Origin of the sequence: Massilia sp. X63 (genome assembly GCF_041023745.1) — a bacterium.
Taxonomy (GTDB): Bacteria; Pseudomonadota; Gammaproteobacteria; order Burkholderiales; family Burkholderiaceae_D; genus Telluria.
Window position 1 is genome coordinate 637,389 of record NZ_JBFTEF010000001.1, and the last position, 18,858, is coordinate 656,246.

Here is an 18,858-nt window from a genome sequence, read left to right on the forward strand (position 1 = left end):
GCACAAGCGGGAAGGGGGCCGGTTGCCTCAATGTCTACTTTGAGGGCACGCAACACGGCGCGCCACCTTGAGGTTTACACCTGCTGCGCGACCGCCGGCATGTAGGTGTCGAGGAATTCGGCCGGCATGCGGCGCGGCCGCCCGCTGCTGATCTCGATGCAGACCAGGTCCCAGCAGCCGCGCAGCACGGTGGCGCCGTCGCGGTCGCGCACCAGCTGGAAGCGGCGCTGCATCGCCAGCTTGCCGTCGCCGGCCACCAGCCAGGTGGCCAGGGTCAGCGCCTCGCCCTGCAGGGTGGGCAGCAGGTAGTCGTATTCGCCGCGCCGGATCGCCATCGCACGGTCCAGGCGCCGGTAATCGTCCAGCGACAGGCCGAGCCGTTCGGAATGGGCCCACCCGGCCTGCTCGCACCAGCGCACGTAGACGGCATTGTTGGTATGGTCCAGGCCGTCGATGTCGGCGGCCGCCGGCGTGACGGGCAGGGTGAAGGGGTGCGGGTAATCCCAGTCCAAGGTGGCCTCGTGGAGCGATGAGCGGAAACCGCCATTGTACGGCGGCCCGCCGGCCCGGGTGTCTTGACGCTCAGTCCCAGTCGAGTTCCACCAGCAGGGCCTGGTGGTCCGAGCCCTGCTCGCTGGCGTCCACGCGCACGCGCCGCACCCGTTCGGCCAGGTCGGCGCTGGCGAACACGTAGTCGAAGGTGAAGGGGGCGGAGGCGTCGGGATTGGGGTCGTGCAGGCCGACGGTGGGGGCGTGGCGCCGGCCCGGCTGGGCCAGCTGCCAGCAGTCGCGCCAGGGATGGATGCCGTCGCCGAAGGGCGCCAGCAGGCGCTGGTGCTCGGGCGAGCCCGGCAGCATGTTGAAGTCGCCCGCGAGCAGCGCCGGCATGGCGCGCGGCGGCAGGTAGAAGGGGCCGTTGCCGGGCGCCGGCGGACACAGTGCGTGCAGGCCGGCTTCGCGGTGCAGCTCGCGCAGCCGCTCGACCTGGGCCATGCGCTGGCGCTGCGAAAAATATTCCAGGTGGGCGGTAGTAACGCGCAGCAGGCCGCCGGGCGCCGCCACCGTCAGCTCGAGCGCGCTGCGCGGCATGCTCATCACGTCGGGTTCGGCCGGCCAGGGCAGGGAATGGCGCAGCGCCTGCAGCACCGGATGGCGCGAGAACACCATCGTGCCGAAGCGGCGGCGGGCGTCGTCCTGGGCGCCGGGCGCGGCCGACTGGTCGATGGTATCGCAGGCCAGGGCCGCAAAGCCGGCATAGCCCGGCAGGCGCTCGCGCAGCATGGCGAACTGGTCTTCGCCCCCTGCGGTATAGCCGCTTGAAACTTCTTGTACACAAAGCATGTCAAAACTGCAAAACCGGTCGAGGCATGCGATGATACGGTCGAGGTCGGTCTTGCCGTCCGGACTGCGGCCGGACTGGATATTCCAGGTGACGAGCTTGAACATGAGAGGTCCTTTCCTTGACCCTCAGGCTAACGTGCGGTCCCGGCAGGACGTTTGAACAAGGTCAGGCGTGCGGGAGATGCTGCCCCGTCGCCGAGAGGAGAATGGATGTTTACGATGATCCTGCTGCTCTACCTGCAGCAGAACGGTGATGTGATGCTTGAGAGTACTAGCCTGCGTGGAAGCTTCCAGACGAAAAAGGCCTGCGAGGCGGCCGCCGTGCGTGCCCGCGGGCCCTTGCCGACGCCGCAGGGCTACGCGGCCGCCTGGCATGACGCAATGTGCATTCCGGTCAACCGCAACGTGATCGTCAACGAGGGCAAGCCGGTCGACCTGGGCAAGCTGCTGCAGGGCAGGCCGCCGGTGGTGTGCGAAGGCACCGGGGCCTGGCGCCGCGTGACGGAGCTGTGTGCGCCGTCGGCTTCGGGACCGGCGCCTGAGCACGGCAAGGGCGCCGCCAAGTAAGCTGGCGGCGGGCATTGCGCTGCTTGCGACGGCGCGGTCTCAGTCGCGCTTCCAGTCGGTATGGCTGGGGCAGGGCACTTCCCCGGCGCGTCCGGCGCCGCCCTGCACGTCGAACAACACCTCGCCGCCGCCGACGGCGCCGCCGATCTTCGGTCCGACGCTGCCGCCGCTGCGGCACTTGATTTTTCCGCCGCGGCGGAACCGGTAGATCACCTGGCCGTCCGGCGCGGTATAGGTTTCGCTGCTGACACCCAGGCCGCGCTCCTTGTACGCGCCCGCGAGCGCCTGCGTGAAGCGGCCCGAGGGCGTGTCGGCAAGCTCCGGCACGCCGGATTTCCCCTTGCGCAGTTCACGGTCGATGAGGGCGGCGTCGCGCCTGGCGCGGCCGAGCATCGCGTCGAGCGTGGATGGGGCTGCTTGCGGCACCGGCATGGAGAAGGGATCGGCGGCCGCCGGCGGCGCTTGCGCAGGGGCCGTCATCGGTTCGGGTTCGGCGGCGATATAGACCGGAGCCTTTCCGGCGCGCGCCCGCGGCGCGGCGGGCGGGGCGGCACGCAGGACGGGAGGCTGGCGCCGCGCCGGCAGTGCCGCCGGCGGCACGGGAACGAGCTCGATCACCCGTTCCCCGCCCGGCTCGGGCGCGGGCGGATGCGCGATCCGCCAGCTCCAGGCCAGCAGCAGGTGGACGCCCAGCGTGGCCAGCAGCGGCCAGCCGGGCGCGGCATGCCGGGGAGGGAATGCCGCGTACGCCAAGACTCAGGACTTCGGCGCGCTGATGGCCTTCTTGATCGCCACGCAGCGCTGGTCTTCCTGCAGCGTGTCGAGCAGCGCGCGGCGGGTGCCGGCCGACAGCGCCTTCATGGTGTCGGCGGCGCGCTGCAGACGCTGCACGCTCTCCGGGCTGCAGCTGGCCGGGATCATGGTGCCGGCGTAGCTGCGCATGAAGACCGGACCGGCCGCCTTGTCGATCGCCGGGAGCTTGGCCAGGCGGCTGGCCGCGGTCTGCTCGGCCAGTGCGCGCTGCTCGGTCGGGTACATGCTGCCCATGGCGGTGCGCACGCGCGAGAACGGCAGCTTGGTCCTCAGGTCTTCGACCGTGGCCAGCCACTCGCCCTTGACCTTCGGATCCGGACGCACGACCGTGGCGGCCAGCGCGGCGGCCTGGCCGCTGTCCGACTTGTCGCGCGCCTGCTCGGCTTCCAGCAGGCCTGCCGCGCCCGGGTAGTCATAGCGGTTCAGGCGGTTGATGATGGCCCAGCGCTGGTCCTGGCCGATGTTCAGGCCTTCGGTGCCTTTCCCTTCGAGCATGCCGGCCAGGCGCGCCAGCGCATCCGGGCTGTTTGCCAGGCCAAGGTAGGTGCTGAACCAGCGGCGCTGGAAGTTCTCGTTGCCCTTGTTGGCGACGACGCCATTCCAGGCCATGTCTTCCAGTGCCTTCTTGGCCTGCTTGGCGTAGGCGCGATATGGACCCTCCTCGAGGCCCATCGCGTCCAGGTAGTGCTTCGAGAAGCTCACCTTGCCCAGCACGTCGCCCAGCAGGGTGTAGTCCTTCTCTTGCGGCGCATTCGCCAGGGCCACGTCGATGAACTCGTTCAGCGGCAGCTTGGCGTCGCGCACGCCGTCCCACAGGGCCTGCCACAGCATGGCGCGCAGCAGCGGGTCTTCCACGCCGCCCAGGGTCGTGCGGGCGGTCTCGAACGAGCGCTTGTCGAGGTTGACCTTCACGAAGCCCCAGTCCTGGTAGTTCGGGTAGACCAGGTCCGGGCAGGCCGCGCCCACCATGCCGGCGACATTGGTCTTCGCGCCCGCATAGGTGACCGGCACGTTCTTGGCCAGCACCAGCTTGCCGTCCTCCAGCTTGAAGGCGCCGACCTGCACGCGCTGCTCGCGCAGGGTCGGCAGGCTCTTGCTCGGCGCGGTCTGCGCCAGCGAGAACGACTTGATCTTGCCGTTGGCGCAGCTGTAGTTGGCCGTGATGGTGTTCACGCCGGCCTGGTACAGCCAGTCGCGGGTCCACTTGGACAGGTCGCGGCCGGCCGCGTCGCCCAGGCTGCCGATGAAGTCCTCGAGCTTGGCGTTCTGCCAGGAGTATTTCACCAGGTAGTTATGGACGCCCTTGCGGAACACCTCTTCGCCCAGCATGTGGCGCAGCTGCTTCAGGGTCGAGGCGCCCTTCGAATAGGTGATCGCGTCGATGTTGTCGAAGGCGTTGGCCGAGGACGGCACCGGCACTTCGATCGGGTGGGTCGAGACTTTCTGGTCCTGGATGTAGGCGCTCTGCTTGTCCTGCTGGTAGAAGGACTGCCAGGCGTCCTTGAACTCGGTGGCCTCGGCGGTGGCCAGGGTTGCCATGAAGGAGGCGAAGCTCTCGTTCAGCCACAGGCCGTTCCACCACTTCATGGTGACCAGGTCGCCGAACCACTGGTGCGCCATCTCGTGCATGATGACTTCCGCCAGGCTGGCCTTCTGCGCCGGAGTCATCTCGGACTTGTACAGGAAGCCGCCTTCGGCAAAGGTGATCGCCGCGGCGTTTTCCATGGCGCCGTACAGGAAGTCCGGCACCAGCAGCTGGTCGTATTTCTCGAACTGGTAAGGGATGCCGAAGTAGTCGTCGAAGAAGGCCAGGCCGGCCTTGGTGTAGCGGAACCAGTCGCTAGGTGTCACCTGCTTGGCGACCGACTGGCGCGCGAACAGGCGCATCGGGTACTTGCCGCTCTTGTCTTCCCACACCTGGTAGGGGCCGGCGTGCAGCGAGAAGTTGTAGGGGCTGAGCTTTTTGGTCTTGGGGAAGGTCCAGCGTTTCGCGCCGGGGGTGCCGGCGCCTGCGTCCGCGATGTTTGATTCGCGGGTGGTGCTGATCACCTGCCAGTCGGCGGGCGCGTTGACGGTGACGGTGTAGGTGGCCTTCAGGTCCGGCTGGTCGAACACGGCGAACATCTGGTGCGCGGCGGCCGGCTCGAAATGCGAGTAGGTATACACGCGGCCGTCGACCGGGTCGACCATGCGGTGCAGGCCTTCGCCGTTGGTGCTGTGGGCGCGCTCGTAGGCGATGGTGACGGTATTGCGGCCCTTGGCCAGGTCTTCCGGCGCCAGGGTGACGAACCAGTTGTTGTAGCGCGGCGTGACCTGCTTGCCGTTGACGCTGAGCGACTTGATGGTCGCCTTGTCCAGGTCGATGGTCAGGGCCGCGTCGGTATCCTTGAGGTCGAAGCTGACGGTGGTGGTGCCGGCGAAGTTCTCCTTGCCGGTGAGCGTGAAGTCGAGCACGTAGTCCACGTTCGACACGCGCGCCGAACGGGCCATGGCGTCGGCTTCCGACAGGTAGGCGTTCTCGGCGCGGGCAGGGGCGGCGGCGCTGGCGGTGCTCATTGCACCGAGGGCGAAGGCGGAAGCGATGGCGAAGGCCATCACGCGGGGTGCGAAGTGTTTCACGTGGTCTCCTGGGACAGCGCAGGCTCGGTGCGCGTTTTAAAATAATCGCGCAAGAATAGCATGAGCAGGCTGTCGTTTACACCACATGCATATGCGATTGTAGAGCGTACGTACGGGCTCGGGAGAGGAATGGATGGCCGGGCCGATGCGCATGGCACCAGCCCGGCCATCCGGGCGCGGCGCTTAGTTCAGGGCCGGGTAATCGACGTAGCCTTCCGGTCCCGAACCATAGAACAGTTCGGGCTTTGGCGTGTTGAGCGGCGCATCGGCCTTCAGGCGCTGCGGCAGGTCGGGGTTGGCGATGAACCACACGCCGAAGGCCACCGCGTCGGCTTCGCCGGACTTGATCAGCGCCTCGGCGCTTTCCTTGGTCAGCTTTTCGTTGGCGATGTAGACGCCGCCGAATTCCTGCTTCAGGTAGGCGCGCAGGCTGTCGTCGCCGATGGCTTCGCGGGCGCAGATGAAGGCGATGCCGCGCTTGCCGAGTTCGCGCGCCACGTAGCCGAAGGTCTCGCGCGGGTTGGCGTCGCCCATGTCGTGCGAGTCGCGGCGCGGGGCCAGGTGCATGCCGACGCGGTCGGCGCCCCACACGTCGATGCAGGCGTCGGTCACTTCGAGCATCAGGCGCGCGCGGTTCTCGACCGAGCCGCCGTACTGGTCGGTGCGCTGGTTGGTGGAATCCTGCAGGAACTGGTCGAGCAGGTAGCCGTTAGCGCCGTGCACTTCCACGCCGTCGAAACCGGCCTTCTTCGCGTTCTCGGCGCCCTTGCGGTAGGCCGCGACGATCGCCGGGATCTCGTCCGTTTCCAGCGCGCGCGGGGTGCTGTAGTCGCGCATCGGGCGCAGCAGGCTCACATGGCCCTTCGGCTGGATCGCCGACGGCGCGACCGGCAGCTGGCCGTCGAGGAAGTGCGGGTCGGAGATGCGGCCCACGTGCCACAGCTGCAGGAAGATGCGTCCGCCGGCCTTGTGCACGGCCTCGGTGACGATCTTCCAGCCTTCCACCTGTTCGTCCGACCAGATGCCCGGGGTGTCGGCATAGCCCACGCCCATCGGCGTGACCGCGGTCGCTTCCGAGAGGATCAGGCCGCTCGATGCACGCTGCACGTAGTATTCGGCCATCATCGCGTTCGGCACGCGGGCGCCGCCGACGGCGCGGGCGCGGGTCAGCGGCGCCATGATGATACGGTTCGGCAGTTCCAGTGCGCCTACCTTGATCGGGTCAAACATCGTCGTCATTATGTGCTACTCCTAAAGTCCGTCGTTCAGTTGGTCGAGGAAGGCTTGGATCACTTCCTCGTTACGCTGGAAAAAGATGAACTGTCCGACGCGCCGCGTGCTCACCAGCCCCGCCTTGTGCAGGGTCGCCAGGTGGGCCGACACCGTCGACTGCGACAGGCCGGTGCGCTGGTCGATCAGCTTGCAGCACACGCCCAGGTCGAGCGGGTGTTCCTGCTCGGCGAAGTGCTGGTGCGGATCCTTCAGCCAGTGCAGGATCTGGCGCCGCACCGGGTTCGCCAGGGCCTTGTGGATCGCGTCGATGTCCATGATTCTATCCTTGTATCGGGTTCTTTCGATCCGAATATCGCTATCTTACGATATATCCGGAAATCCTGCCGGGCACCGGTATACTTGGCGCCTTTGGGTCAGACGGGGAGTCACAATGAGTTGGGTATATCTGTTCATCGCGGGATTGCTGGAAGTGGCCTGGGCGGTCGGCCTCAAGTATACGAACGGCTTCACCAAGCTGATGCCGTCCTTGTGGACCCTGCTGGCGATGCTCGGCAGTATCGGCATGCTGGGCCTGGCCTTGCGCGAACTGCCGCTCGGGACCGCCTACGCGGTATGGACCGGCATCGGGACGGTCGGCGTTGCCATTGCCGGCATCGTGCTGCTGAACGAACCTGCGGACGCCCTGCGCCTCGGCGCGATCGCAATGATCGCCGCCGGCATCGTCGCGCTCAAGTTCCTGTCGCCCGGCTGATCGCTTACTCCCGGCCGAAGGTCGGGTTCGGGCGGGTCAGGTAGTACCACTCGGAATTCGCCGCCGCCTTCACGTCCGGGAACAGGATGCGGCCGCTGAATTCGGCCACCACCTTGCTGCCGTCGGCGCGCACGCCGATCTCGTCGCCTTCGGCCACCGGGTCGAAGCTGGCCCACGGACGCGAGAAGCGGTCGTCGGCGTGCAGCTTGTCGTGCACCACGACCATCGACAGCGCTTCCATCGCATCGAAGGGCACCGGCTCCGGGTCCGGGGCCGCGATCAGCCCCAGGTGCGCCAGCGTGTTCATGATGGCGCGGTAGGCGACTTCGGGCGCGGCCGGGTCGAGGTGCTGGCCGCATTCCAGGGTCAGCGCATAGCCGCCGGTGGTGCGCATGTACTCGGTGGTGCCGACGCCGTAGCGCAGCACGGTTTCCAGTTCGTCGGCGTTGCGGCTGCGGCGCTTGACGCCGTCGCCGTAGGCCGCCAGCCAGCCGTCCACGAAGCGCTTCACGCCCAGGCGGCGCGCCCAGGCGCGCTCCTTCTCGGCATGCTGGAACGGTTGCAGCGAACCGTCGTTGTTCAGCGGGCCCACCATCACGAAGGGCTCGCCGCCCACCGCATTGAAGGAGTGCAGGTCGAGCAGCACGTCGTGCCGGGCGAGCAGGGGGCACAGCCAGTTGGCGATGTGGTCCTCGAAGTCCTGCGGGTCGTCCTTCGGGAACAGGTTGCGGTTCAGGTTGCGGTCGCCGTTGCGGGTGTTCTGTTCGTAGGCCTTCGGGTTCACCACCGGTACGAAGGTGACGCTGCCGGCCGCGATGTGCAGCTTGCCACTGTCGATCTCGTCCATCACGCGGCGGATGCCGATGCTGCCGCAGACTTCGTTGCCATGGGTCGCGCCCATGATGATGACGCGCGGACCGGGCTGGATGCCGGTGTAGTTGACGGACTTGAACTGGTATTTGCTGGGCGAAGTCATTCTGGTGCTGATCCGGTGGAAAAGGGTTGGGCAAACTTGGTGCCGACATTCTATCGGCAAATTGAGAAAATGAGGCCGGCGTGGCATGATCCGCCATTCTCCGCCTTTTTCAGGAACCGCATGCCCGCTTCCACCATCCGCATCCACGGCCTTGACACGCTGCGCGCGCTTGCCGTCACGCTGGTGGTGCTGCACCACTACGTGCTGTTCGTGAGCGATGCGCCCACCTTCGGCTGGGTGGGGGAGGTCGGCTGGGTCGGCGTCGACCTGTTCTTCGCGCTGTCGGGCTACCTGATCGGCAACCAGATCTTCGCCGCATTGAGAAGTCCGGGTGGCTTTTCGCTCCGGCACTTCTATGCGCGCCGCCTGCTGCGCACCTTGCCGAACTACTGGGTGGTGCTGGCCCTGTACTTCCTGTGGCCGGCCTTCCGCGGCGATGCGCCGCTGCTGCCGCTGTGGGAGTACGCGACTTTCATCCAGAACTTCGCCCTGGAGCCAGGCAGCGCCTTCTCGCATTCCTGGTCGCTGGCGATCGAGGAGCAGTTTTATATGCTGCTGCCGGCCGTGGCCTTGCTCGGGGCCCTGTTCGGCGGCTCGCCGCGCCTGGCCTGGGTGGCGATCGCGCTGGTCTTCCTGGCCGGGATGCTGGTCCGGGCCGAGCTGTGGCAGGAGATGGCGGGGCAGAAGTATAAGCTTTACTTCTATTTCAAGTACATTTATTACTCCAGCTTATGCAGGTTCGACGAGCTGCTGGCCGGCGTGGCGCTGGCGCTGCTGCGCAACCACCATCCGGGCGCCTGGAGCCGGCTGACCCGGCACGGCAACCTGATGGGCCTGGGCGGACTGCTGGTGTGCGGCGCGGCCTTCCGCGGCTTCGTGGACGAGCGCTACGCCTTCGGGATCACCGTGTTCGGCTTTCCCCTGATGGCGCTGGGCTTTTCGATGCTGATCGTGTCGGCGGTGGCGCAAGGCTCGCTGCTGCGCAGCCTGCGGGTGCCGGGCGCCGCGGCGCTGGCCTTGTGGTCCTATGCGATCTACCTGCTGCACAAGCCGGTATGCGTGATGGCGGCCAAGTGGATGCAGGCGCAGGGTTACGGCGCGGAGCACCCGCTGACGATCGCGGCGCTGCTGGCGCTGTCGGTGATTACCGGCTGGCTGCTGTACAAGCTGGTGGAGACGCCCTTCATGCGGCTGCGCGAGCGCTATGTGCCGAGCAATGCGCTGCGCCCGGCGCTGCTCAGCCCCGCGCCTCGATGACGCCGAACGCCGCCGGCGCATCCGCCAGGTAGGCCAGAATCGCATTCGCCTGCACCTGCGGCTCGTAGCCGGCGGTATCGCGGATCGCCTGGCGCAGGCCCGGCACGGTTTCCACCGTATGCGGGCTGCGGTAGGCCGCCACCAGCAGCGCTGCCAGGTCCACGGGCGCGCCTTGGGCCCGCCGCAGGCGCTGCTCGACGATGCCCAGCAGGGTGCGTTGCATGCGCGGCGTCGGGTTCTGGATTTCGCCGAACAGCGAGGGCGTGTTGGCGATGGCCTCGCACATGCGCTGCTCGATCGCCTCGGGCTTCAGGTCCGAAGGGATGTCGAAATAGGCCTTGTTCCAGCGCGTGCGCGCGTAGGCGTGGCCGGGCGGGAAGGAGTCCGCGGTCTCGAAGCCGAGCGCGCGGCTGGCGCGCCCGAGCAGGTCGGCGACGGTGTCGATCAGAGGCATACAAAAACGGGATGAGCTTGCGTCATCCCGTGAGTGTATCAGCCCGCCGGATCAGGCGGCGAAGCGCCCGGCGCGGAAGTCGTCGAAGGCCTGGTACAGCTCCTCGGTGGTGTTCATCACGAAGGGCCCGTGCTGCGCGATCGGCTCGTTCAGCGGGCGGCCGGCCAGCAGGATCAGGCGGGTCGGCTCCGTCGCCTTGATGCGCACGCCGTCCGCGCCCGCCGCGTTGTCCAGCACCGCCATGCGGGTCTGGCCGACGCCCTTGCCCTCGACCACGGCCTCGCCCCGGTACACGTAGAGAAAGGCGTTGTGCCCTTGCGGGATCGGCTGCTCGAACTCGACGCCGGCCGGGATCGCGATGTCGAGATACAGCGGCTGCGTATGCTCGCGCTGCACCGCGCCCGCCACGCCGTGGGTGCTGCCGGCGATCACCTGCACGGTCACGCCGTCTGCATTGGTGAAGCGCGGCACGTCCTCGGACGGGATGTCGCGGTACCACGGGTCCATCATCTTGTCCCTGGCCGGCAGGTTGAGCCACAGTTGGAAGCCTTCCATCAGGCCCTCGTCCTGCTCCGGCATCTCGGAGTGGATCACGCCGCGGCCGGCCGTCATCCACTGCACGCCGCCGTTGGTGACCAGGCCCTCGTTGCCGGCGCTGTCGCGGTGGCGCATGCGGCCGTTGAGCATGTAGGTGACGGTCTCGAAGCCGCGGTGCGGGTGCTCGGGGAAACCGGCGATGTAGTCGCCGGCCTTGTCGCTGCCGAAGGCGTCCAGCATCAGGAAGGGGTCGAGGCGGCGCTGCAGGGAGCCGGTCAGCACGCGGTTGATCTTCACGCCCGCGCCGTCCATCACGAACTGGCCCTGGACCAGGCGTTCGACGCCACGCGATTGCTGCACGTTTGCGGTAGTGGCTTGCTGGGTCATGCTGATTCTCCTTGTGTCGATCGGTTGCGCCGCCGCGCGGCGGCGTGATGTTACGCCAGCGCCGCTTCCACGGCTTCGTTGGCGGCCTGCTGGCCCTTGGCCGCCGCTTCCGGACCCATGTTCAGGCCCGACGAGTAGATGAAGGTGTGGTCGGTCAGGCCGAGGAAGTTCAGCAGCATGCGGATGTGCGGCACCTGCGGATCGGCTTCGAGTGGGTAGATGCCGCCGCGGGCGGTGGCCACGTACACCTTCTTGTTCTTCAGCAGGCCTTCCGGGCCGGTCTCGGTATAGCGGAAGGTCACGCCGGAACGGGCGATCGCGTCGAACCAGTTCTTCAGCTGCACCGGCATGCCGAAGTTGTACATCGGGGCGCCGATCACGATCACGTCGGCGGCCTGGGCTTCGGCGATCAGGGCGTCGTCCAGGGCCACGCGGGCGGCCTGCTCCGCGTTGCGCTGCTCCGCCGGGGTGAACAGGGCGCCGACGGCGGCGCCGTCCAGCAGCGGGTGCGGCTGGGCGCCGAAGTCGCGGCGCAGCACGGTGGCCTCCGGGTTGGAGGACAGCAGCTTGTCGACGATGAGATTGGCGACGCGGGTCGATTCCGAATCCTTGCCGCGGACGCTGGAGGTGATTTGCAGGATGTTCATGTTGTGTCCCTTTATCCAAGAAAGATGTTGATGGACACACTGTAATGGTTCCAAAATCGTGCCGGAAGCCCTTAGAATGGATAACATTATTCTGCTGATGGAACAATCGAAGCAATCATGGATGTCGAACCGAATGACCTGCTGCTGTTCGCGCGCATCGTCGAGGCAGGCAGCTTCAGCCGCGCCGCCGAACGCGTGCAGTTACCCAAATCGACCGTGTCGCGCCGCATCGCGTTGCTGGAGCAGAAGCTGGGCGAACGCCTGCTGCAGCGGACCACGCGCAAGCTGGTGCTGACGGAATTCGGCGCCAGCCTGCTGGAACACGCGCGCAGGGTGGCCGAGGAAGTGGACGCGGCCGGGGCGCTGGCGCAGCACCGCCAGGGCGAGCCGAGCGGCAAGCTGCGCCTGTCGGTGCCGGGCGATTTCGCCAACATCGGCATGCACGAGGTGATCGCGCGCTTCATCGCGCGCTATCCGGCCGTGTCGCTGGAAATGGACCTGTCGCCGCGCCGGGTCGACCTGATCGCCGAGAACTTCGACATCGCCATCCGCATGGGCGACCTGCCCGACGACGCCTCGCTGCATGCGCGTCCCATCAATGTGGAGCATTTCGGCCTGTATGCGGCGCCGGCCTACCTGGCGCGGCACGGCCTGCCCGAGCATCCCGACGACCTGCTGCGCCACGACCTGCTGTGCATGCTGAGCCGCTACGGCGGCGCCACGCCCTGGGTGCTCACGCGCGGCAAGCTGCGCTGGGAACGGCAGCTGCCGGCACGGCTGACGGCGAATTCGCCCGAGCTATTGGCCCGCATCGCCGCGCGCGGCGCCGGCATCGCGGCCAGTTCGCAGACCTTTGCCGGGCCGTATGTGCAGACGGGGGAGCTGGTGCGGGTGCTGCCGGAGTGGGACCTGCCCACCGCCAGCGGCTGGGCGGTATTCCCGGGGCGGCGGCTGATGCCGGCCAAGACCCGGGCTTTCCTGGACCTGATGGAAGAGATGTGCCGCGAGCGGGAGCCAGGTGGCGGCCAGGGCCAGCGCCAGGGACTCAGCGCGGCCGGTTCCCCATCGTCTCGCCCAGGCGCACCGGGCGTTCCGGCGCCCACTCCGGGTTGAAGGAGATCGCGCCCTTTTTGAACAGCATCACGACGGTGGAGCCGAGCAGGAAGCGGCCCATCTCTTCGCCCTTCTTGAGCAGTACCGGCTGGGCGCCCGACCCGGCGCCGTAGTTCCACTCGCAGATGCGCGGCATGCGCGGCGGATTCACCACGCCATGCCAGGCGGTGGCCATGCTGCCGACGATGGTGGCGCCGACCAGGGTCATCACGAAGGGACCGTGTTCGTCGGACTCGAACACGCACACCACCCGCTCGTTGCGGGCGAACAGGCCCGGCACGCCGCGCGCCGTGGTCGGGTTCACCGAGAACAGCTTGCCCGGCACGTAGATCATGCGGGTCAGGCGGCCGTCGCAGGGCATGTGGATGCGGTGGTAGTCCTTCGGACTCAGGTAGAGGTTGGCGAAGTGGCCGTGCCGGAAGTGCTCGGCCAGCGTTGCATCGCCGCCCACCAGTTCCGCGGAGGTGAACTTGTGGCCCTTGGCCTGGAAGATATGGTGGTCGTCGATGTCGCCGAACTGGCTGATGGCGCCGTCCACCGGGCACACGAAATCGGCCTGCGCCAGCGGGCGCGCATCGGCGCGCAGCGGGCGCGTGAAGAATTCGTTGAAGCTGCCGTAGCTGGCGATATCCGGGTTCGCCGCCTCGTCCATGTTGACGCCGTACTTGCCCACGAACCAGCGGATCAGGCGCGTGGTCATGGCGCCCCCCTTGGCGCCGGCCACGCGGCCGGCGAAGTTGGTCAGCGCCGTTTTCGGCATTACATATTGGGGCAGGACTTTTATCCGGGACACTTTGATAGGCCTCTAGGTTTGAAATCGATCGCGCATTATAGCGAGCCGCATTATAGCCAGCATTGCATACGAGAACGCATGTTTATCGCTTGCCGTGCCCGCAGTGTACTCCAGCGCCTGCCTGGCAGGCGTATGCGAGGAAAATAGTTGCTGCATGCATATTCGATTCTTCGAGACATGGGAAATTGCATCTGGGACAATTCGTGCTTTCTCTTACTTTCGAAGCAATTCATGCCCCCGTATTCCGTCCATCCCGCCCGACCCCATTGACCGCGCTGGCTGCCGCGCAGGAAGCCCGGACCGCCCCGGCGGCCACCGCCGCCAAGGCCGATGCCGCCAAGGCCGGGGAGGGCAAGGAGATCACGCAGGTGGAAGTGAAGGGCAGGTCCGACGCCTATGACCCGCGCCGCGACGACACCGCGACCAAGATCGTGGTCAGTAGCGAAGAGATCACGAAATACGGCGACACCAACGTGCTCGACGTGCTCAAGCGCGTGCCGGGCATCACCGTCAATTCCTCGAACGGCCGCGGCGGCGAGATCCGCATGCGCGGCCTCGGCAGCGGCTATACCCAGATCCTGGTCAACGGCGAGCGCGCGCCGGCCGGCTTCTCGATGGACTCGCTGGCGCCGGATTCGATCGAGCGCATCGAAGTGCTGCGCGCGGCCAGCGCCGAATTCTCGACCCAGTCGGTGGCCGGCACCATCAACATCATCCTGAAGCGCTCGGTGAAGAACCGCCTGCGCGAGCTGAAGCTCGCCATGCAGGGTTCGCGCAACGGCTACGGGCCGAACGCCAACCTGCAATTGTCCGACCGCGACGGCGGCTTCTCGTACTCGGTGTCGGCCAACGCCACCCAGGACCGCTTCGAGTTCGAATCGGCGGGCGTGGAGCGCGGCGTGGCGCCGGACGGCAGGGTCCGCGCGTCGAATCGGTGCCCGGACCGGACAACCGCCTCGACCAGCAGACCCCGCTGAGCGCCACCCTCGGCATCGACTACAAGGCCGGCGCCCTGAGCACCGGCGGCAGTTTCGCCTACCGCAGCGGCGGACCGGTACGGATCTCGGCCAACCAGCGCGCCTATGCCTGGCCGCGCCGCGAGCTCGACCTGTATGCGCTGTGGAAGTTCGACGCGCAGCGCCAGCTGCGCCTGGCGGCCAGCAACCTGCTGCGCCAGGACTTTCTGGCCGAGAACACTTATGAGGATGCGCGTTTCGGCACGCAGACCCGCAGCTTCGTGTTCCCGCAAGGGGTGCGCTTGCGCGCCACCTATGAACGGAAGTTCTGATCCGGCGACTCTCCAGCCAAGCGCGGCCGCGCCGGGTTTTTCTTTTAGATGGAAATATATATTGCTATGTATAGGCAATAAAATATTCCATGTAGCGTCTACATCTTGCTCTTATGTGGCATATTGTCGCTCAGTTACTCGAACAACAATTTCTGGAGAGTGGAAATGACATTGCTGCGCCCGCGTCACCTGGCAGTTCTCCTCGCCGGCCTGTCCGGCCCGGTATTCGCCCAGCAGTCCGCCAAGGATGGGCCGGTCCAGCAGGTGGAAGTGAAGGGCGCGGCCTACGATGCGCGCCGCGACGACACCGCGGCGCGCATCGTGGTCAAGCGCGAAGAGGTGCTGCGCTATGGCGACACCAACGTGGCCGACGCCCTCAAGCGCATCCCCGGCGTGACCGTCACCAGCGGGGCCGGGCGCAGCACCCAGGTCCGGATGCGCGGCCTGGGCGGCGGCTACACCCAGATCCTCGTCAACGGCGAGCGCACCCCGACCGGCTTCGCGCTCGACACCCTGTCGCCCGAGATGATCGAGCGCATCGAGGTGCTGCGCGTGGCCACCGCCGAATTCTCCACCGAGTCGGTGGCCGGCACCATCAACATCGTGCTGCGCAAGAAGGTGAGCGAGGCTCAGCGCGAGGCCAAGCTGGGTTACCTGCTCTCCAGCGACTTCCGCGGCCCGACTTTCAGCACCCAGGCGGGCGACCGCGGCGAGAAGTCGTCCTGGTCGTTCTCGGCCAGCGGCAACCACGACAAGCTGTCGCGCGAATGGGGCGGCTTCGAGGAAAACACCCGGCCCGACGGCACGGTGGACATGTTCCGCACCACGCACGCGCCCGAGGATGGCCGCATGAACCGGCTGAACCTGAGCCCGCGCCTGAACTGGACCCTCGACAACGGCGATACGCTCGGCTGGGAGACGCTGTTCAACAGCGCCAGTTTCCGCAACGGTGCGCATCCGGTCGTGACGACCCTGCTGGGCCGCCCGCCGCGCACGCCCGACCTGCAGACCTTCGGCGAGATGGACGACCGGCTGCTGAAATCGGACCTGAGCTGGAGCCGCAACACGGCCTCCGGCTTGACGCTCGAGGCCAAGCTCGGCGCCGAATGGTCGTCGCGCAAGATGTTCGTGCGCCGCAGCGGCCGCGACGCCGCAGGCTTGCCGGAGACCGAGGGCAGCGTGCTGAACGACGCGCATACCAGGGGCGCCAACTCGACCGGCAAGGCCGCCCGCAGCGTCGAGGGCGGCCACCTGCTGGCGCTTGGCTGGGACCTGCGCGTCGACCAGACCTCGTCGATCCGCGTCGAGCGCGACCGGGTGCGCAGCTTCCCGCCCGGCCAGTTGCCGGACGAGGATTTTCGCGCCACGGTCGGCCGCGCCGCCTTCTACGTGCAGGACGAATGGACGCTCGACCCGCAATGGTCGCTCTACCTCGGCACCCGCTGGGAAGGCGTGCGCACGCGCGTGTCGGGCAACGCGGTCGCATCGACGCGGGTGCGCTCCAGCGTGCTCAGTCCGATCCTGCAGACCCTGTACAAATTCCCGTCCAGGGATGGCAAGCGGGGCGACCAGCTGCGCTTCGCCGTCAGCCGCACCTACAAGGCGCCCGAGCTGGACAGCATCGTGCCGCGCCGCTTGGGATGGGAAAACAACAGCGCCACCGAAGCCGATTACCAGGGCAATCCCGACCTGAAGCCGGAACTGGCCTGGGGCGTCGACGCGGCCTGGGAACACTACTGGGCCGAAGGCGCGATGCTGTCGGTGAGCGGCGCCGTGCGGCGTATCGACGACTACACCAGCAACCGCATCTACTTCGACGGCCTGCGCTGGATCTTCACCCCGGTCAACGACGACCGCGCGCTAATGCGCAGCCTGGAGCTGGAAACGAAATTTCCGCTCAAGTCGCTGTTCGCGGACGCCCCGGCGATCGACCTGCGCGCCGGCGTCAGCCGTTTCTGGTCGCGGGTGGCATCGGTGCCGGGGCCGGACAACCGCATGGAGCAGCAGACCCCGCTCACCGCCAACCTCGGCCTCGACTACAAGGCAGGCAGGCTGGCGGCGGGCGCCAGCGTGTCGCACCGGCGCGGCGGCTACGTGCGGGTGGAGGCCAACCGCGGCTTCTACAGGGTGGCCCGCACCGACCTGGATGCCTATGCGGCATGGACCTTCAGGCCCAGGACCGTGCTGCGGATCGCGCTGTCCAACCTGCTCGGCAGGGGCAACTCCTTCGAACCGAGCTACTTCGATCCAGTTTCCGGCCTGGAGAAGCGGCGCTGGAACTACCCGAGCGGGGTCAAGCTGCGCAGCACGCTCGAGATGAAATTCTAGCCCTCAGGCGAGCCGCAGCAGCGCCGCGCCGCCGGCTGGGCGCCGTGCAGCGCTTCGCTGCCGCCGTTGGCGAGCGCCACCAGCACCGGCGCGCTGCCGCGCATCAGGGGATAGGCATGGCTGATGTCGGCGTCGCGGTAGGTGGCGGCCAGCAGCAGGTAGTACGCCACCTGCAGCGCGCCGGATGCGGCAATGAAGGGCCAGCTGGCGGCCTGCGGGGCCGGCAGGAAGCACAGGGCGAGGGCGCCGAGCGTGACCGCGCTGGCGCTGAGCAGCTTGTCCGGCTCGGCCTTGACGGCTGCGTTCCAGCCGGCGTGCAGCAGGGCGGCGCCCAGCACCGCCGCCAGCACCGGGCCGGGGACCGCCGCCGGCATCAGGCGCGCAGCTTGTCGCTGTCGGCGCTTGCGCCGCGGCTGTCGTGCACGCGGTGGCTGCGGAAGTAGCGCCAGGCCACCACGATCGCCAGCGCCTGCATGGCGGCGCACAGCAGGAAGTGGCTGCCGGTGCGCCAGTCGCCGCGCGGCAGGTGGCTGACCGAGGCGATGATGGCGGTGCCGAGCAGCGGCGTGACGATCACGCCCAGGCTGCTGATCGATTGCAGCGAACCCATCAGCTCGCCCTGCTGGTTGGCCGGGGTGGCCTTGGACACGATCGCCTGCATGGCCGGGCCGGCGGCGAAGCCCAGCACGTTGCAGAGGATCAGCGCATACATCATCCAGCCCTGCGTGGCCAGGCCGTAGCCGAGGAAGGCGAAGGCGCCGGAGGCGATGCCCATCAGGGCCAGGCGCGTCTCGCCGAAGCGGCGCACCAGCATCGCCAGCAGGCCGGCCTGCACCACGGCGGAGACCAGGCCGACGCAGAACAGCGCGATGCCGTTGTCGCGCGGGGTCCAGTCGAAGCGGAAGGTGGTGTACAGCACCCAGGTGGACTGCAGCATTATCTGGCTGAAGGTCACCAGGCTAATCACCACGACCAGGCCGCGGATGTCGCGGCGGCGCGCCAGGCGCCCCAGCGCCGCCAGCGGATTCAGGCGTGCCCAGTCGAAGGCGGCGCGCCGGCCGGGCGCCAGCGATTCCGGCACCATGAAGCAACCGTAGACGAAGTTGGCGGCGCTGAGCAGGGCGGCCACGTAGAAGGGCAGGTGCAGGTCGCTGTTGCCCAGCAGGCCGCCCAGCACCGGGCCGCAGATGAAACCGAGGCCGAAGGCGGCGCCGATCTTGCCGAAGCTTTTGGCGCGGTTCTCCTTGGTCGAGATGTCCGAAGCGTAGGCCGAGGCCACCGACATGCTGGCCGAGGACATGCCGCCGATGGCGCGCCCGACGAACAGCCAGAACAGGCTCGGCGCCCAGGCGGTGACCAGGAAATTCAGGCACATGCCGGCCATCGAATACAGCAGCACGGGGCGGCGCCCGATGCGGTCGCTGAGCGCGCCCAGCGCCGGCATGAACAGGAACTGCAGCACGCCGAAGGTGGCGGCCAGCACCCCGAACCACAGGGCGTGGTCGTCGCGGCTGGGAACGAACTGGCCGACCAGCAGGGGCATCACCGGCACGATCAGGCCGATGCCGAGCATGTCGATGAAGATGCAGACCAGGACGAAATTCAGCTTGCCGGCGCCTGGTTTCGCGCTGTCTGGCTTCGCGCAGTCTGGCTTCGGTGACGCGGTCGGGCTGCTCATGAAGGCCTCGGACGGATGACGTGCAACTATCTTAACATCGAGCAAGGCCGAGTTGGCAAACCCGCGGTCGCCGCGG

20 protein-coding genes are annotated in these 18,858 nt (G+C 67.5%); 7 read left to right on the forward strand and 13 right to left on the reverse strand.

Features of this window, described 5'->3' with window-relative positions:
- Nucleotides 1-74: 74 nt before the first annotated feature.
- Together AB3347_RS02895 and AB3347_RS02900 are read right to left on the reverse strand one after the other, a co-directional pair.
- The gene (locus AB3347_RS02895; protein ID WP_369090253.1) at nt 75-512 is read right to left on the reverse strand and encodes an acyl-CoA thioesterase; all 438 of its coding nucleotides are present in this window, start codon (nt 510-512) and stop codon (nt 75-77) included.
- Between the two features lie 70 nt (nt 513-582).
- Nucleotides 583-1,446 (reverse strand): endonuclease/exonuclease/phosphatase family protein, encoded by an 864-nt coding sequence (locus AB3347_RS02900; protein ID WP_369090254.1) that lies wholly within the window; start codon nt 1,444-1,446, stop codon nt 583-585.
- A 105-nt stretch (nt 1,447-1,551) separates the two neighbouring features.
- Here AB3347_RS02900 and AB3347_RS02905 point away from each other — a divergent pair, with 105 nt between their 5' ends.
- Nucleotides 1,552-1,908 (forward strand): hypothetical protein, encoded by a 357-nt coding sequence (locus tag AB3347_RS02905; RefSeq protein WP_369090255.1) that lies wholly within the window; start codon nt 1,552-1,554, stop codon nt 1,906-1,908.
- A gap of 39 nt (nt 1,909-1,947) precedes the next feature.
- Here AB3347_RS02905 and AB3347_RS02910 read toward each other — a convergent pair whose 3' ends face one another.
- The 4 genes from AB3347_RS02910 to AB3347_RS02925 form a co-directional block, all read right to left on the reverse strand.
- Nucleotides 1,948-2,661, reverse strand: coding sequence for a hypothetical protein (locus AB3347_RS02910; RefSeq protein ID WP_369090256.1), 714 nt, complete (start codon nt 2,659-2,661; stop codon nt 1,948-1,950).
- 3 nt (nt 2,662-2,664) lie between these two features.
- On the reverse strand, nt 2,665-5,340 hold the full coding sequence (gene pepN / locus AB3347_RS02915) for an aminopeptidase N (protein WP_369090257.1): 2,676 nt from the start codon (nt 5,338-5,340) through the stop codon (nt 2,665-2,667).
- A gap of 183 nt (nt 5,341-5,523) precedes the next feature.
- On the reverse strand, nt 5,524-6,579 hold the full coding sequence (locus AB3347_RS02920; RefSeq protein WP_369090258.1) for an alkene reductase: 1,056 nt from the start codon (nt 6,577-6,579) through the stop codon (nt 5,524-5,526).
- A 12-nt stretch (nt 6,580-6,591) separates the two neighbouring features.
- On the reverse strand, nt 6,592-6,888 hold the full coding sequence (locus tag AB3347_RS02925) for a helix-turn-helix transcriptional regulator (RefSeq protein WP_227801043.1): 297 nt from the start codon (nt 6,886-6,888) through the stop codon (nt 6,592-6,594).
- Between the two features lie 115 nt (nt 6,889-7,003).
- Between AB3347_RS02925 and sugE the strand changes: the two genes are divergently transcribed.
- Nucleotides 7,004-7,324, forward strand: a complete 321-nt coding sequence (sugE, locus tag AB3347_RS02930; RefSeq protein ID WP_369090259.1) for a quaternary ammonium compound efflux SMR transporter SugE — start codon at nt 7,004-7,006, stop codon at nt 7,322-7,324.
- A 4-nt stretch (nt 7,325-7,328) separates the two neighbouring features.
- Here sugE and AB3347_RS02935 read toward each other — a convergent pair whose 3' ends face one another.
- Nucleotides 7,329-8,300 (reverse strand): succinylglutamate desuccinylase/aspartoacylase family protein, encoded by a 972-nt coding sequence (locus AB3347_RS02935; protein ID WP_369090260.1) that lies wholly within the window; start codon nt 8,298-8,300, stop codon nt 7,329-7,331.
- 120 nt (nt 8,301-8,420) lie between these two features.
- On the opposite strand from AB3347_RS02935, the gene AB3347_RS02940 reads away from it, so the two are divergent.
- Entirely contained in the window at nt 8,421-9,557 is a 1,137-nt protein-coding gene (locus AB3347_RS02940) for an acyltransferase family protein (protein WP_369090261.1), read from the forward strand.
- Here the strand turns inward: AB3347_RS02940 and AB3347_RS02945 are convergent.
- Genes AB3347_RS02945 through AB3347_RS02955 form a run of 3 tightly spaced genes read right to left on the reverse strand, consistent with a single transcriptional unit; the run spans nt 9,538 to nt 11,582 of the window.
- Nucleotides 9,538-10,011, reverse strand: a complete 474-nt coding sequence (locus AB3347_RS02945; protein ID WP_369090262.1) for a hypothetical protein — start codon at nt 10,009-10,011, stop codon at nt 9,538-9,540. The genes AB3347_RS02940 and AB3347_RS02945 overlap by 20 nt on opposite strands.
- Before the next feature lie 51 nt (nt 10,012-10,062).
- Nucleotides 10,063-10,935, reverse strand: coding sequence for a pirin family protein (locus AB3347_RS02950; RefSeq protein ID WP_369090263.1), 873 nt, complete (start codon nt 10,933-10,935; stop codon nt 10,063-10,065).
- A gap of 50 nt (nt 10,936-10,985) precedes the next feature.
- Nucleotides 10,986-11,582 carry an FMN-dependent NADH-azoreductase gene (locus AB3347_RS02955; protein ID WP_369090264.1) on the reverse strand — a complete coding sequence of 199 codons (597 nt, stop codon included), beginning with the start codon at nt 11,580-11,582 and terminating at the stop codon, nt 10,986-10,988.
- A 117-nt stretch (nt 11,583-11,699) separates the two neighbouring features.
- Between AB3347_RS02955 and AB3347_RS02960 the strand changes: the two genes are divergently transcribed.
- A complete protein-coding gene (locus tag AB3347_RS02960) occupies nt 11,700-12,695 on the forward strand; it encodes a LysR substrate-binding domain-containing protein (RefSeq protein WP_369090265.1) in 996 nt (331 codons plus the stop codon).
- On the opposite strand, the gene asd is transcribed toward AB3347_RS02960, so the two are convergent.
- Nucleotides 12,628-13,455 (reverse strand): archaetidylserine decarboxylase, encoded by an 828-nt coding sequence (gene asd, locus AB3347_RS02965; RefSeq protein ID WP_369090266.1) that lies wholly within the window; start codon nt 13,453-13,455, stop codon nt 12,628-12,630. The two genes, AB3347_RS02960 and asd, sit on opposite strands and share 68 nt — an antisense overlap.
- 236 nt (nt 13,456-13,691) lie before the next feature.
- Here asd and AB3347_RS02970 point away from each other — a divergent pair, with 236 nt between their 5' ends.
- From AB3347_RS02970 to AB3347_RS02980, 3 genes are all read left to right on the forward strand, one after another.
- Nucleotides 13,692-14,465 carry a TonB-dependent receptor plug domain-containing protein gene (locus AB3347_RS02970; RefSeq protein WP_369090267.1) on the forward strand — a complete coding sequence of 258 codons (774 nt, stop codon included), beginning with the start codon at nt 13,692-13,694 and terminating at the stop codon, nt 14,463-14,465.
- Nucleotides 14,423-14,776 carry a hypothetical protein gene (locus AB3347_RS02975; RefSeq protein ID WP_369090268.1) on the forward strand — a complete coding sequence of 118 codons (354 nt, stop codon included), beginning with the start codon at nt 14,423-14,425 and terminating at the stop codon, nt 14,774-14,776. Before AB3347_RS02970 ends, AB3347_RS02975 begins: the two co-directional genes overlap by 43 nt.
- Nucleotides 14,777-14,941: 165 nt before the next feature.
- Nucleotides 14,942-17,104 carry a TonB-dependent receptor plug domain-containing protein gene (locus AB3347_RS02980; RefSeq protein WP_369090269.1) on the forward strand — a complete coding sequence of 721 codons (2,163 nt, stop codon included), beginning with the start codon at nt 14,942-14,944 and terminating at the stop codon, nt 17,102-17,104.
- Here AB3347_RS02980 and AB3347_RS02985 read toward each other — a convergent pair.
- Both AB3347_RS02985 and AB3347_RS02990 read right to left on the reverse strand, forming a co-directional pair.
- Nucleotides 17,101-17,478, reverse strand: a complete 378-nt coding sequence (locus AB3347_RS02985) for a hypothetical protein (protein WP_369090270.1) — start codon at nt 17,476-17,478, stop codon at nt 17,101-17,103. The genes AB3347_RS02980 and AB3347_RS02985 overlap by 4 nt on opposite strands.
- On the reverse strand, nt 17,478-18,782 hold the full coding sequence (locus AB3347_RS02990; RefSeq protein WP_369090271.1) for a TCR/Tet family MFS transporter: 1,305 nt from the start codon (nt 18,780-18,782) through the stop codon (nt 17,478-17,480). The genes AB3347_RS02985 and AB3347_RS02990 overlap by 1 nt, the downstream gene beginning before the upstream one ends.
- Nucleotides 18,783-18,858: the final 76 nt, after the last annotated feature.